We start from the raw sequence: 15057 nt of genomic DNA on the forward strand, positions 1-15057 counted from the left end.
CCCATCGCGATGGAAGACGGCCTGCGCTTTGCGATCCGCGAAGGCGGCCGCACCGTCGGCGCCGGCGTCGTCTCGAAAATCATCGAGTAATCACAGTAGTCGGGCTTTGGCCCGACAAATCGGTGAACTAAAGAAGGCCGCTCCAACTGGGGCGGCCTTTTCTCATCCATTCTTCTCGGCGCATTGAGATTATTCGTCGAATAATCTCGGGCAAGCTGAGTTCATTGAACAAAACAGCTGTCGATCTCGCATTCTTAATCTACCGTCCACTCCAAACGAAGACTGAACTCCCAGCTCTCTATTGCAACAGCAAAGGTGACGCGCAAATCAAGCGCGTCCCGGCGATCAGGGGAGACTAAGATGTTTGGTTTTGAATTTCTAAACTATGGAACGCAAATCCTTCACAGCAAGGATTTGGACGATATGAGAGCCGCTGTTCTCGGTGACGACGAACAGGAAGTTGAGTGCAAAATCAGCGACTTTTGCCGAGAGCGCAAGCGATTTGATATCAAGCTTGCTGAAATGTCGGACAGCATGGCGAGAGGAGCGACCTCGGTCAAAACCAGCGCAGACGCGGCCTAACGGCGCAATAGTCGTTTCACGCCGGGTTTTGGGTTCAAATGCTCTTTGCCCATGGCTCACGCCCGACCATCCGGTCGGCCTCGGCGGTGATGTCGTTCATATGCTGCTCAAGGCTCAGACGAAGGGCCTCAATCTGCTCTTCGCTGGCCTTGCGTGGAACTGGATCGGTCCATTCGCGGCACAGAAATACGCCGTCGTTGCGCCAGGGGCGAGGCATCAGCAGACGATCCCAAGTTCCGGCTTCGCGCCCGTGCCGCGCGGAATAGGTGATGCCGAAAACTCGTTTACCTGATGTGCGAGCCCAGACCAGCGGTACGGTCGAGGATACCCGCTCGGGTCCGCGAGGGCCGTCGGCGGCAATGCCAATCGAGATACCCTGTTTCATCTTTCCCAGCACTTCGCGCGACAAAGCGACGTGGCGCTTGCGGCTGGACATTGCAATTGTATCCATCCCGAACAGCTTCTGCACTCGCCCCACCATGCTACCCGCGCGCGCTGCCGAAGTGATCGAGCAGATGCGGCCCTTGTCCAGAGGGAAGAAATATGGCGATTGTGCCAGTCTCTGGTGCCACAGCACCACGATGACCGGTTCGCCCTGTTCGGCCAGTTGATCCAGCTCTTCGTAACCGATGCGCTGCCAGCGTGTGTTGCGATGCACCAACCGGATATAGCTTGCGATCCGTCGCGCGACCCAGTTCAGCACGGCTTCGCTGTCTGCGATTTTCTTGCGGATGCTCAAGGCTGCGGTCCTCCTGCTGGCCGAGCCTTGTCTTAAAGAACTGCGCGCCGGGCGCAACTTTTTTGTCAGCGGTAAAGTGTTCGGAAAACTCAAAAAGCCTCTTGAGTCCGCTGCGCCTCTGTCATATCTGATGGCCCAGCCTAGGGGTATAGCTCAGTTGGTAGAGCGACGGTCTCCAAAACCGTAGGTCGCGGGTTCGAACCCTGCTGCCCCTGCCATTTCCCACCGGACAAGCGAAATTCCTGCAACAGAGGCGCGGGCTTGGTGCATACGTGTGGCGCAATTCACTTGACGTGTGCGGCAATAAAGAAAAAGCTTGATCAAGGCTGAAGGAAAAGCCATCAGGACTGTCCAGCTAATGTGCTAAAGTCGTTCGGCTTTTGTGTCACAATATGCAAGCCTGACCGGGTAGGGGAACCCGGAGACGATCGGGGACAACGGGGATAATGACAGAGATCGACGCATTCCTTGAAGAACACGGGCTGTCGAAATATGCGCCGGTATTCGCGTCGAACGAAGTTACATTGGCCGATCTCGCACATCTCTCCGAACATGATTTGATCGACCTTGGGCTGCCACTTGGACCAAGGCGCCGATTGATGGCCGCATTGGGGCAGGCGCGGGATGCCAATCCGACCCCGGTGCAAGGCAGCGGGAAGATTGTCGCCGAGCGGAGGCAACTGACAGTTATGTTTGTTGATCTGGTTGGCTCGACTGCCATGTCCGAGCGGCTTGATCCCGAAGACTTGGGGGAGCTGCTTCGGCGGTTCAAGGAAATTTGCTCGACCTCGGTTGCTCGCTTTGGTGGACATATCGCCGATTTCATGGGTGACGGGGCGATGATCTATTTCGGGTATCCTCACGCGGTGGAAGATGCGGCCTCGCGCGCCGTTCATGCGGGTCTGGATATTCTTGAAGGATTGAATCGCATGGAAGGCCAGGAGCGTCTGACTGCGCGGATCGGTGTTTCGACCGGTCTTGTCGTTGTGGGCGAGATCCATGGCGAAGGGTTGAAGGAACATGACGTGGTCATGGGGCGTACACCCAATCTGGCAGCACGTTTGCAGAGTTTGGCCGAGCCCAATACACTGATCATCAGCCCGTCCACTCGCAGATTGGTGGGCAATGCATTTGAACTGCAGGATCGCGGGTCTTTCGCACTGAAAGGGTTTTCGGAACCGATACAAGCCTGGAGCGTCACAGGGCAGGCGCGGATCGAGCGCAGATTTGACATAATGCCTGATGCCGGTTCTGGTCGGCTCATTGGGCGCCAGGCAGAGTTCCGCAAGCTGACCGACAAATGGAATGAGGCAAGTCAGGGCGCTGGACAATCGGTTCTTGTCACTGGCGAGGCAGGGATCGGCAAATCACGCCTGATTGAGGGGCTTAGCCAAGAAGTGCTGGATCAAGGTGCGCTTCGCCTGAACTTCCAGTGTTCGCCCTTTCATGCCAACTCGGCACTTTATCCGATCATTCAGCATCTGGAACGCGCCGCAGGATTTGCGCCGACAGACAACGATGAGGATAAACTGGGAAAACTCTCATACCTCTTGCGCCATCACCCGCCTGAGCATGTGCGCCTGATCGCCGATTTGTTGAGCGTTGATGCTGATGCTACGCTGGGGCCTCTCGACCTGCCGCCGCAAGTGAAGCTTGAGAAGACGTTGGAGGCAGTGACAGAACAGCTTGCAACGTTAGCGCGAGAACGACCGGTGTTGCTGTTGTTCGAAGATGCGCATTGGGTTGATCCGACCACTTTGTCTCTTACAGATCGGGTGATCGAACATATTCGGGACCTACCGGTGCTGATCGTCGTAACAGCACGTACCGGTTTCGATCCGGGTTGGGGTCACCACAACAATACCCTGCGTATACCTCTCAAGCGTTTGACCAATCGGGATGTGGCTGAGATCGTAGCTGAGGTGGCGGGGGGGCACCCTGTACCACCCGAGGTTTGCGACCTTATTGCGGCCAAGACGGATGGCATTCCGCTTTATGTCCAGGAAGTGACCCGCGGTCTTTTGGAATCGGGGCAATTGCGCTTGAGCGACAAGGGGTATGTCGTGCGCGGCCCCCTGCCATCGCTTTCAGTTCCCAGCACGTTGCAGGATTCGCTGATGGAGCGTCTAGACCGTTTGGGCAAGGCCAAAGAAGTGGCGCAAACCGGCGCCGTGTTCGGGCGGCAGTTCTCGATCGCGTTGCTGGCCTCTGTTTCGTTTCTGTCTCCGACGGTTCTGCAGGCCGGACTGGAACAGCTCTCATCGGCCGGGATCATTCTTCAAGCCCCGGATGCGGCAGAGGATGAGTTCATCTTCCGCCACGCATTGATTCGCGACATGGCTTATGACAGCCTGCTGCGCACGGAACGGCAGTCGCTGCATGACCGCGCGGCGGGTGCGTTGCTAGAGAACCAGCCGCAACTGGCCCAGACTCAGCCCGAGGTTCTGGCACAGCACTACACGTTGGCCCAACGCGCGGATGAGGCCGTGATGCACTGGCAAAGCGCGGGGCGTCGAGCGATCGAACGCTCGGCCCAGGCTGAGGCGTTGACCCATCTGTCGAAAGCTCTGGATCAGCTTGCCGATCTGCCAAAGAGCCGTGCACGGGATTTGCAAGAGATCGACATCCAGATCCTGCGTGCCGGTGTCCTGCGCTCAACAAGCGGTATTTCGGGGGATGCGACGGGTGAGGCCTATGGGCGTCTGCGCGAACTATGTCACCGAGCTGACGAGACCGAGCGGCTGTTTCCTGTGCTCAACGGGCTATATGCATTCCATCTTGTGCGTGCCGAATATCGATTGGCGAAAGGCGTGGCTGCGCAGATCCTCGATCTGGCGGCGACAAGCGGCAAGACCGAACACCGCATGGTCGGTCATCGCGCCATGGGGGCGGTGCAATTGCATCTGGGCAACCTGTCAGATGCAAAGCGCCATCTTGAGCAAGCTTGGGCGCTTTATGATTTTGATCAGCACAGCCAGCTAGCCTATGTCTATGGAACGGATCATGCCGCGATTACATCAGCATTTCTGGGCACATGTTATTGCCTGATGGGTCGGCATCAAGATGCCCTGCAGGTGCAGAATACAGCGCTGGAATGGTCCAAGAACCTCAAGCACGCGCATAGTGTGGCGCAGATCTTGGTTTACATGTGCAAGGTTCACCTGCTGGCGCGCGACATCCCTGCATTGCAAAGGGATGTTAAGGCGCTGTCCGAAGTCGCCGAGGAGCATTCGCTACCCTTTATGGCGACAATTGCGCGGCTATGGGAAAGCTGGGCAAAGGCGACCACGACCTCTGAAGTCGAACATATCGAGGACCTGCGTCAGGCGTCGGAAGACTGGTGGTCGGTTGGGGCCGGAAATTACAAGACTTTCTTCCCTTCGCTGATTGCCGAGATTCAGACAAACGCCGGCCATCACGACGCTGCGCATCAGACTCTGACGCACGCCAGAGATGTTCTGAGCAAAACCGAAGAGAAATGGGCCGAGGCCGATCAACTGCGTATTGAGGCCGCCCTTGTAGCCAAGACCGGGGGCGATCCTGAACCACTGCTGTTGCGTGCTATCGAAACAGCGCAAAGGCAAGGCGCGCGGCTTTACGAGCTTCGTGCGGCGGTCGCGTTGGCGGAGTGGCGGCAACACCGAGGCGAACCGGTTGGTGAGGCGTTGAATTCGGTCATGTCGCATTTCCATCAAGATGCCCAACTGCCGGACCTCAAAGACGCACGAGCGTTGATGGAAACGATTACTTGACCCGAAGGCCAACTTACTGCCAGCTTGGGCGCGGGCAGAGTTGGTATGATACCTGAATTTCGACTTTTAAGCGCTGGGTCACCAGTCCGGCGCCCCGCTCTTGTGGTATGAGGAGACCTAATGCGTAAGATCAGCAAAACACTTCTGGCCAAGGATGTATTGGCGCAAAGCCGTACCGATCTGGCGCTGCAGCAGTACCATTCGATCACGCCCGATGAGATACGTGAATTTGAGAAGAAACTGATCGGAACGGTCACTTTGCCAACCGACGCGGATTACAACAATGACCGGCAGGTTTGGAATCCGGCTTTCCAGGACTACCCAGAGATCATCGTCTATTGCGAGACCATTCAGGATGTACGCGCCAGCCTTGCTTTCGCGCGCGAGCATGATCTGTGGGTTGTTGCGCGGTCAGGGCGTCACAGCACGGCGGGGTATTCGGTCAATAACCAGATGGTGCTGGATACCAGCCGAATGCGTTACGTGACCGTCGATCCAAAGGTGCCGATGGCCTATGTCGGTCCGGGCACACCGTTCAAGATGCTGAATTCGGAGTTGAACTCTTATCACCTGCACGTGCCGGGCGGGGCCTGTCAGGATGTCTGCGTGGCGGGTTTCATGATGGGCGGCGGCTATGGCTTTACCTCACGCCGGCTTGGGATGGCTTGCGACAGCGTTCTGGGTGTCACCGTGATGCTGTGGGACGGCAGTATCGTGATCGCGGACAAAGACACGAACTCCGACCTCTTCTGGGCCATACGAGGTGGGACCGGCAACAACTTTGGTGTGTTGCTGGAAATCCGCTACCAGCTGCACCAGCTGTATGAAGTCTGGGGTTGCCACATCACATGGCCGTTGGACAAAGCCGCCAAGGCACTGGAGTACCTGCAGGCCAACTACATGCGCACCTGCGAAGATGACCGTTTCGGGGCTTATATCTTTCTGGCCTATCAGGGAGATCGAAAGGTACTGCTGGTGTCGGCGCTCTATGATGGCACGTCCGAAGAGGGGAACGCGTTTGTTCAGCCCCTGCTGAGCGATGAAATCGGCGGCGAGATGGGTGAGGACGACCAGAACTATGGCACCTATCAAGAAATCAACTCATGGCTGTATGACGACAAATATGACATCCCCGTCGTCCCCGATCAGGCGCGTGAAGATAAGCAGGCCGGATATATTGAACGCCAGCTCAACGAAGCCGAATGGCAGCGCGTCGTAGACTACCTCGACAGCACGCCCAACGCTTATGGCGCTGTGGCCATCGAACCCTATGGGGGGGCGATCAATCGGATGCCGTTGGGCAAACAAGGCAATGCCTTCATTCACCGTGATGTGTCGCTGAACTTCTACGTCGATGTGTTCTGGGTGTCGGAAGAAGAAAAAGAGATCGTTGTGCCGTGGCTCGACGGATTCATGGAGCTGATGACCGAAGAGGGCTATTTCATTGACCGCGTCTATCAGAACTATCCACGGCGGACCCAGAAGAACTATCGCTGGCAATACTGGGGCGAGTATTTCAACTCTTTGCTGTTCGTGAAGCAGAAATTCGACCCGCATAATTTCTTCCATTATCAGCAGAGCATTTCGCCGGTGCCGGATGACGCTCCGCCAGACATCATCCGAGATACGTCCAAGTCGATCTTCGACGACCCAACGATCACATACGAGAGCTATTCGAACCCCTGAAAGCGGGGGCTGCCAAGGCCAAACGGGGGAGGGCCCAGTATGGACACGATCCAAGAGATTTTCTTTCTGCCACCCATGGCGGTTGCTCGCCTGGGACCGGGCGAGACACCGCTGGAAAGCTATGAGTGGCAGCAGGACATGGATGCCCATGGCAACAACAAAACGGTCATCCGCTCGAACATAACCCTGCGCGAGATCGAAGATGGCAGTGTCACCGCCTATCTTCCCGATCCCGACACGATCCGCTTTCGCGACGAAGGCGGCGCGCTGCGTCCGGTTGCCCCGTTCTTTGAGCTGTGGGCGCGGATGCATGATGCCGAGACGGGCGAGGAATATGAGACACCGGTGACGCTCGATCTGCTCGACGATCAGGGCCTGTCGCTGCAAAACGTGCGCTATTCGGTCACCGTCGGGAACACCAAGGCCGAGCGCCGGACTGGCGACGCGGCTTGCGGGTTTCGTGCACGGGTCGAGATTGCGGGACAGGATTTCACCCCGAAACCCCTGCTGGCCTTCAGCCCGTATACGTCCGAACAACAGCCGATGGTCTATGAGCATAACCCGATCCCGCTAGGCTCAATCCGTGTGATGCATCCTGTGCAGGGTCATGATGAACCGGTCGAAGGGGAGTTCATCGACCGCAGCATCCTGCGCCTGCGCTTTATGCCTCCGAAAGGTGAGGTTTATGGCCCGCCTGATGCTGCATACGGTCCGGCGACGCTGGCCGTACCGGGCTATCAGAACGACCCGCCGAAATCGGAATATGGTCGCATCCACGAAATCGTGCCCGAACAGAACCGCATCCTGAACCCCGACACCCCTTGGTCGAAATGGATCATGATGTCCGGCACCTCGGACGACCCTGAGCCGCACGATAGTTACGACGGTGCCCGTGTGGGCAATGACCAATCCTGGGGAGTGGCCGATGACACCAGCGATGGCGTGATCGAGGCGACGCTGGCAGTACGTGGCGAACGCCTGACCGCGCGCGCCACGATCATGACCGGACCACCCGATTTTGCACCTGATGCGCGGCCGTTCTACAGCCTTGAGGATGATCTGGCCGATCGTGATCTATCGCTAATCTCGGTAACTGAAGAAAACTACATCCAGGCCAAAGACGAGGTGGTCGATATCTTCCGCCGCGCCTTCGAGACCAACAGCCTGATCAACCTCGACGATATCCGCGCGCAAGGTTTGAAGGACAATGCCAAATTACAGGCGAAAACCGGGATTTCCCCGACGCCGGGCCTGCCGTCAACCGATGCGAAATCCATGACGGAGGAGGATGCAAGGCCGCCGGACAAGATCGACGAACTGATCCGCCCGCAACCGATCTCGGTCTTTTCGAACTCCGTGCCGAATGATCGGCTGCCCTATACAGTGGCGACGAAGTTCGTGCATGAGCAGTTGATTGACGAGGCCAACCTGCTGGATTTCCTACGCCGTCGCCCGGATTTCGTTAAAACACTGCTGCGTCCACCATATGGTATCCTGACCGAGCTTGAAACCGACCCGAACCCTGATCAAAATCCGAACCCGGATTTTCGCGATCCTCGGATTATCCGCGACTCGATGCACGACGCGCGGATGCCGCCCTATATGCGCGATTCCAACTATTACCCACTGTCGCTGTCGCGCAGGCAGTACCATCTGGTGATCTCGTTCATCGACTATCTGGTTGCACAGGAAACGGAGGCTCAGAATGTCTGATCAGCCCGGCCAAATTCGCGTTAAACCCCGCAACCTGACCGCCCGCGCGGCCTATAAGGTACCGGGCAACCCCGACAACACGCGACTGGACGGATCGGTGGGGAATTGCTTTCCCGGTCTGGAAATGGATGTGCGCAACCTCGACCGCCGCTTTTTCCCCGGTCTGGTGTTCAACGCCGCGCGGGTGCCGCTGAACCCCGTGCCCGTGGCGCCGAAGAATTCGCAGGGCTTCCATCTGGTTTTTGTGGACTATTTCTACGACCCGATGCTGCCTGACAACAGCCCCGAGGAGTGGGTGCAGACGCTGTTGGAGGCCTACAGTGGTGACATTGGCGCAAAGCTCAGCCAAGGTCGCTGGTTCCTGTCCTGGGTCGAACAAAGCGGCAAGCGGATCACCTTTCAGGAGAAAGACGGCACACCCTATGACGGGCTGATGATTTGGCGGTTCATCCGCAGTCTGGAACATGGTGATGACAAACCGGTCAGCATTGCTCTGGAACGGCGCAATCATGAGGGCATCGTGGATACCGAGCAGGTCGTCCTGCACGGATTCCGCCGCCAGTACCGGACCGAGGCGGGGGTCTTCAGCGAAGCCTATGATCCCGGAGAATTGACGCAAAGCCTGTGCAACCCGTGGTCCCATGACTTCCGCGACTGCGGCTGCCACTACTGGCCCTCGAACCATCCCGATGTGGTGATGGCCGAGGTTGCACATGACGATCAGTTACCCTCGGGTCAGTCAAAGAACCCGATCGAGGCCGAGACCTATCTGGATTGGCTGCGCTCGGACAAGTCTCCGTCCGGTAACGTCGCGGCGCTGAATACGGTCGAACAAAACCGCCCCTACCAGATTGACCATTATCAGGTAAATCAGATGTGGAGCGAATTGCCTATCGTCGTTGAAGGCCGCGAAACGGGCGAGGTTTATGAAGTTGATCCCGAAATGCCAGGCGTGGAGCCCTATGACACGCCGCAGGCGATGATCGAGGACCTCAAGACGCGTCTGGCCGCGATGGAGATGACACTGAGCCTGCAATATCTCTATGCCTATTTTTCGTTGGCGGATCCCGAAACGGCGGATACCCGAAAATGGCCGACGCTGAAAGACGATCTGATATTTGCCCGGCGTTCGGTGCTGGAGGTCGCGATTGGCGAGATGACCCATATGCGCTGGGCGAACCAGTTGCTTTGGGAGCTTGAGCCCGAGGGGTATGAACCCATCTTGACCCCGTCTGAAACCTTGCCGGCGGGCAAGGGTAAGACGCAGCCGCGCGCACTGAGGCCACTAACGGCCGAAGCGCTTGCGGATTTCATCGAGATCGAGCGCCCCGGAGGCTTTATTGACCGCGCTTATGCACAATGTGTGGCGACTTTGGAGCAGGAGGATTTGTTCCCGGAACGCCGCCTTTATGCGCTGGCGGTACGGATCGACACCGACGGGGACGAGCACTTCCTGCGCTTCAGTCAAATGAAGGACGTTTTGGCCAAATACGATACGGGAGAAGGCACGCCTGCCTATTTGCGTCAGATTGAAGTTGGCACTGAAGAGGAGGCCAGGACGGCGCTGGAACTCTACGCTAAGGTCAAGGATGGGTTAGCCAACGCCTATGCGCTTGAAGCGGATGGCAAATTTGAAGACTCCCAGGCCTACATCCAGCAGGTGCGCGATGACATGAAGCTGTTCCGCGTCGAGGGCGAAGCGCTGGCCGCCAAGGGGATTGGCATCCCGTTCTGGACGGAGGGTAAGGCGTGATCCCACCCGCCGCGCAGGTGCATTTCTATGACACAGGGCATGGAGATCACATGCTGGCCGTTGATGGATCGCGCGTGTTTGATGTGCCTGAGGGGACGGCGGACCAATTCGCAACGATGGACAAGAGAAGTCAGAGCGCTTTCCTCAGGTCCATGGGATTGGATGGAACACCTTTCATCGATGACACGCCGCCTCAGAGTATGCCCGTGAGGTCGCTGTCACTGGCAGTGGCGCAGAAATGCAATCTGGCTTGCACTTATTGCTATGCTGCAGGGGGAGAATTTGGCGGACCCGCGCGGAATATGGAATGGGAAGTCGCCAAGGCTTCGGTTGATCGGCTGGTGGCCGAAGCCGAACCCGGTGTGCGGATCAACCTTGCCTATTTGGGTGGAGAACCTCTGATCAACCGCGATCTGGTGCAACGCACTACGGAATATGCCGTCGATCAGGCGCAGGCCAACGGGTTGAGCGTCGGGTTCTCGATCACAACCAACGGGACCCTGCTACGCCCCGAGGATGCGGCGTTTTTCGAAGCGCATGGATTTGCTGTCACCATCAGTCTGGATGGCGTGGGCGAGGTCCATGACAAGCTGCGCCCAAATCGTGGCGGTCGGGGTAGTTTTGATACGATCCTGAAGCGGGTCGAGCCTTTGCTGGCAGCTCAACACCGTATGCAGGTTGGTGCCCGGGTAACGGTTACGCCGAAGAATATGAACCTGCCAGAGACGCTGGATCGGTTTGTGGGAATGGGATTTCATTCGATTGGATTCTCGCCCATGCTGGCCTCGCCCAACGGTCAGCATGAACTGAACCGGAGTGATTTGGACGAGATGCTATCGCAGATGATCCGTTGCGGCGAAGTTTTCGAGGCGGCGGTAATCGAAGGGCGGCGCTACCCTTTCTCGAACATGGCAGCGGCGATGCAGGAGATCCACCGAGGCACCCACCGGCCCTATGCCTGCGGGGCAGGGGGCGGGTATTTTGGCGTGTCTGCTGATGGCGGCCTGTTCGCCTGCCATCGCTTTGTTGAAGACGAAGCCGGAGCCATGGGCAACGTCTATGATGGCCCCGACCTACGGCGCGAGAACTGGTTGGCGGATCGGCACGTGCACACGCAATCCCCGTGCGGCACCTGCTGGGCGCGGTATCTATGCGGCGGCGGGTGTCATCACGAAGTCATCCATCGCGGACGCCCCGCTTGCGACTACATTCGAGGTTGGTTGCACTATTGCCTTCAGGCCTATGTCCGCTTGTCCGAAGCACGTCCGGATTATTTTGGCGTGTCCGCACGGGTGGCCTCTGCCTGAACGGATGGAGATTGAGACCGAAATCTGCGTGATCGGAGGCGGCCCGGCAGGTAGCGCTGCTGCGCTGAGGTTGGCTCAGCTAGGTCGGCGCGTCTGCCTGATCGAGCGGCAAACGTTCCCGCGCCAACATGTCGGCGAGTCATTGCCGCCATCAATCTGGCCGATCCTGAACCTGTTGGGGGTCGACGAAACCGTTACCCAAGCCGGTTTTCTGCGTGCAAGCGGATCGCTTTTGCATTGGGCTGGAGCGTTCGAACGTCGCGGCGTCGACGGTGATCACCCCGGACTATTGGTTGACCGGGGCCAGTTTGATGCAGTGCTGTTACGTGCAGCACAAGCGGCAGGGGCGCAGGTCGTCCAACCCGCGCGCGCATACCGCCCCTTGCGCCAGCAGTCTGGTTGGGAGATTCCCGTTCGGACCGACACGGGCGCCTTTCGGATCCAGGCACAAATCCTGCTGGACGCAGCGGGACGGCAAGCCGGGCTGGGCCGCAGGTTTCGCCCTGCATCCCAACCTTTGTTGGCGCTTTATGCTTATTGGCACGTGCCGCCGGGCTTTGGCCCGCAAGCCCGGGTCGAGGCGGGACAAGGGCATTGGTATTGGGGCGCGTTGTTACCGGGAGGAGTGGTCAACGCAATGGTTTTTGTCGATCCCGACGCCTGCATCGGGCTGCAACCCGCAGATCGACGCGATCTCTATCTGAATCTTCTGGCCCGTTCGACATTACTGGCACCCTGTCTGGAACAGCGCCGTATCGGGCCTGTGCGGCGGGCGGATGCGACCAGCCAGGCCGAGACAACACCACCAACGCGCGACCTTCTGCGGGTCGGAGAGGCCAGCTTCGCGGTCGACGCGTTGTCGTCGCAGGGGGTGCAATTGGCGATGGGGCAGGCGGTGCAGGCCGCAGCTGTGGTGAACACGCTTCTGACAACCCCCGAACATAGCGATCTGGCCTTGTCTTTTTATGCGGATCGGCAATTCGAGCGTGTGCAGACCCATGCAGCGCTTGCAGCCGATTTCTATGCACGGCAGCATGCTGTCGATCCTTCGCACTTCTGGGCTGAGCGCGCAAAGCCGTTGGATTGGGTAGAGTCTCCAGCGTTCGATCCAAACACGGAGGCGTTGCGTGATGATCAGCCCCTGATCCTGTCACCTCAGGCCAAGCTCATCGCTTCCGGCGTGCAAACCGCTTCGCATATCGAACCCGGCCTTGTCATAGGGCACCCGAATCTTCCAAGGCCAGTTGCCAATCTGGAGGGCGCAATGCTGGGACCGTTGTTAGAGCGGCTGGGCGCCCCGACAACCACTTTGAACATCATCAAGAGCTGGTCAGAGGTTTTGGCCACACACACGGCGTCGCGCATTCTGCGCTGGCTTTGGTATCATCGCATCGTGATCCCCGCCGCTGATCAGGCTTAATCGAGGTTTCCTCGGCGCGTTGAATCACCTAAAGTCCGCCGCAACGCCAACCGCCAAGAAACAAGAGGTCGCATGTCGCGTTTTGATGGGTATTTCCTGCGGCAATTGCTGGTGCTGTTTGGCTTTTTCACCCTTGTGCTTGTCGGGGTGTTCTGGATCACGCGTTCAGTCAGCCTTTTTGATCGGGTCATCAGCGGCGGCCAATCGGCGATGGTATTCCTGGAGTTCACGGCGTTGACCTTGCCGACGCTGATCCGGACGGTCATGCCCATGGCTGTGTTTGCGGCCGCTGTTTACGCCACCAACCGTTTGAGCCGCGAAAGCGAGATGACGGTGATGCTGGCAACAGGCTCCAGCCCGTGGCGACTGGCGCGTGCGGTCTTGGTGTTCGGGCTCAGTGCGGGACTGATGATGGCTGTCATCAGCGTCTTTTTGCGACCTGCATCGGTTGATCAACTGGAATTAAGACAGGATGAAGTTGCCGGAGATGTCACCGCACAGCTGTTGAATGAGGGCGAATTCTTGCATCCAGCAGAAGGTGTAACCGTCTATATCGGCGATATCGATTTGGACGGAACGCTGCGCGAAGTCTTCGTCTCGGACCGTCGCGATGGGATTAACCCTGTCAGTTATTCCAGTGCTACGGCCTATCTGGTCAATCAGGCTTCGGGCATTCATCTGGTTATGCTGGATGGGATTGCGCTGCGGTATGATCAGGCTGGTAACACGCTGTCATCCACGTTGTTCGAAGACGCCTCTTACGACATTTCCGAACTGACCCAGAATTCGAGTATGGGCCATCGCAGCCTTGAAGCCATCCCGACGGTCGAGTTGATCTGGGATCGCGAAGCGGTCTCAGTGAAAGATGATCACAGCATCGGCCATCTGGTGGATGAGCTGCACCAGAGGTTCTCGTGGATTGCGATATGTATTGCGGTCGCATTGGTCGGATATTCGACCCTGATGCTGGGTAGCTTTTCGCGCTTTGGGCTTTGGCCTCAGATCCTGGGTGCCTTTACCATTCTGGTCCTGCTTGAGGGGGTTCGGGGATTCGTATCCCCGTTCGTCATCAATGATCCCAGACTTTGGGGCTTGCTGTATCTACCCGCCGTTATGGGCGTGCTTGTGTCGGTTCTGTTTTTACTGGCCGCGGGGCGACCCTTGCTGCGAAAAAGGGTTCGAAACGGAGCACCAAAGCCGTCACCGGTCTGAAGTCAGCGGCGAAGTTCCTCCAGGCACTGCAGGATGTTTTCAACTTCTTGACTGTCCGAACGGACCACCAAATACAGCGGTAGCATTAAGTCGCGCGCATCTTTCTCGCGCAACAGCTCGCCCGAGTTCAGATGCTGAGTGATGACATAGTCCGGGAAATACCCATACCCGCCACGCTGTAGGAGATAGCGTAAAGCCATCAAGCAATTACCCAGAAAGATAGTTTGCCCTGTCGCGAGACGCGCTGTGGAACGGACATGATCCCGGTAGGTCTCGCCCAGTTCTATGTTGACAAATACCCGTTCAGCGTCGGTGTTCGCATCCTTCTTGCTTTGAACCAAAGACAGCCGTTCGGGCGCAAGTTCGTGGAATACCACGCGCCGGTCCGTAGGTTTTTCATGGGTCAGCGCGGCGTCAAGTACGTGGGTCGCAACGGCGTCGACCATATCCAAATCATGGTCGTAATTCAGGGTTAAAAGCAATTGTCCAAACCGTTGTTCAAAGCGAACAGCAAGGTCCACCAGTAACGGATCCCACACGCTCAACTGGGCACCCAGACGCAGTGCCAACCGATTTTGAATCTGTTCAGGCAGGTCGTTGGCGGCGAACGACCACAGCGACAGCATCTGTTCAGCATAGGGTTTGAATTGGCGACCGTACTCGGTCAATACCGTTCCGCCGGCCCCGCGCGAGAACAGCGGTTTGCCTGTTGCGTCTTCCAGGGCCCTGATCCGGGCGCTGACCGCGGTTTGTGTGATGTTCAATTTACGGGCCGCTGAGTGAAACCCGCCGGTTTCGGCAACGCACAAAAAAGTTTCCAGAGATTTGGTTTGCATACCGAAAGTATTTTTTGATCGTATTGATAAAATCAATTCATTTTTTTGCCTGCAACT

The 15057-nt window shown here is 57.6% G+C and carries 11 protein-coding genes and 1 tRNA gene; 10 read left to right on the forward strand and 2 right to left on the reverse strand.

Features of this window, described 5'->3' with window-relative positions:
* Both ACRZ96_RS05180 and ACRZ96_RS05185 read left to right on the forward strand, forming a co-directional pair.
* Positions 1-90, forward strand: a 90-nt coding sequence (locus ACRZ96_RS05180; RefSeq protein ID WP_211330766.1) for an EF-Tu C-terminal domain-related protein, incomplete at its 5' end; no start/stop codon positions are given.
* Positions 91-360: 270 nt separating this feature from the next.
* The gene (locus ACRZ96_RS05185) at positions 361-582 is read left to right on the forward strand and encodes a hypothetical protein (protein WP_170420395.1); all 222 of its coding nucleotides are present in this window, start codon (positions 361-363) and stop codon (positions 580-582) included.
* 34 nt (positions 583-616) lie between these two features.
* Here the strand turns inward: ACRZ96_RS05185 and ACRZ96_RS05190 are convergent, their stop codons facing one another.
* On the reverse strand, positions 617-1321 hold the full coding sequence (locus ACRZ96_RS05190) for a DUF374 domain-containing protein (protein WP_170392582.1): 705 nt from the start codon (positions 1319-1321) through the stop codon (positions 617-619).
* Between the two features lie 142 nt (positions 1322-1463).
* Between ACRZ96_RS05190 and ACRZ96_RS05195 the strand changes: the two genes are divergently transcribed.
* From ACRZ96_RS05195 to lptF, 8 genes are all read left to right on the forward strand, one after another.
* Positions 1464-1539, forward strand: a tRNA-Trp gene (locus ACRZ96_RS05195).
* A 228-nt stretch (positions 1540-1767) separates the two neighbouring features.
* On the forward strand, positions 1768-5073 hold the full coding sequence (locus ACRZ96_RS05200; protein WP_480771878.1) for an adenylate/guanylate cyclase domain-containing protein: 3306 nt from the start codon (positions 1768-1770) through the stop codon (positions 5071-5073).
* A gap of 120 nt (positions 5074-5193) precedes the next feature.
* Positions 5194-6759, forward strand: a complete 1566-nt coding sequence (locus ACRZ96_RS05205) for an FAD-binding oxidoreductase (protein WP_170512877.1) — start codon at positions 5194-5196, stop codon at positions 6757-6759.
* Between the two features lie 39 nt (positions 6760-6798).
* Positions 6799-8472, forward strand: coding sequence for a hypothetical protein (locus tag ACRZ96_RS05210; protein ID WP_480706958.1), 1674 nt, complete (start codon positions 6799-6801; stop codon positions 8470-8472).
* Complete coding sequence (locus ACRZ96_RS05215) at positions 8465-10225, forward strand: ferritin-like domain-containing protein (RefSeq protein WP_480771881.1); 1761 nt, start codon at positions 8465-8467, stop codon at positions 10223-10225. The genes ACRZ96_RS05210 and ACRZ96_RS05215 overlap by 8 nt, the downstream gene beginning before the upstream one ends.
* Positions 10222-11532 carry a radical SAM protein gene (locus ACRZ96_RS05220; protein WP_480814293.1) on the forward strand — a complete coding sequence of 437 codons (1311 nt, stop codon included), beginning with the start codon at positions 10222-10224 and terminating at the stop codon, positions 11530-11532. Before ACRZ96_RS05215 ends, ACRZ96_RS05220 begins: the two co-directional genes overlap by 4 nt.
* A gap of 4 nt (positions 11533-11536) precedes the next feature.
* On the forward strand, positions 11537-12952 hold the full coding sequence (gene qhpG, locus ACRZ96_RS05225) for a flavin-dependent monooxygenase QhpG (protein ID WP_480814294.1): 1416 nt from the start codon (positions 11537-11539) through the stop codon (positions 12950-12952).
* 72 nt (positions 12953-13024) lie between these two features.
* Complete coding sequence (gene lptF, locus ACRZ96_RS05230) at positions 13025-14164, forward strand: LPS export ABC transporter permease LptF (protein ID WP_170392575.1); 1140 nt, start codon at positions 13025-13027, stop codon at positions 14162-14164.
* Positions 14165-14166: 2 nt separating this feature from the next.
* Here the strand turns inward: lptF and ACRZ96_RS05235 are convergent, their stop codons facing one another.
* Positions 14167-15000: a LysR family transcriptional regulator gene (locus ACRZ96_RS05235; protein ID WP_480814295.1), complete on the reverse strand. Its 834-nt coding sequence runs from the start codon at positions 14998-15000 to the stop codon at positions 14167-14169.
* Positions 15001-15057 lie beyond the last annotated feature (57 nt).

It is taken from the genome of Ruegeria sp. CF1, from assembly GCF_056537445.1.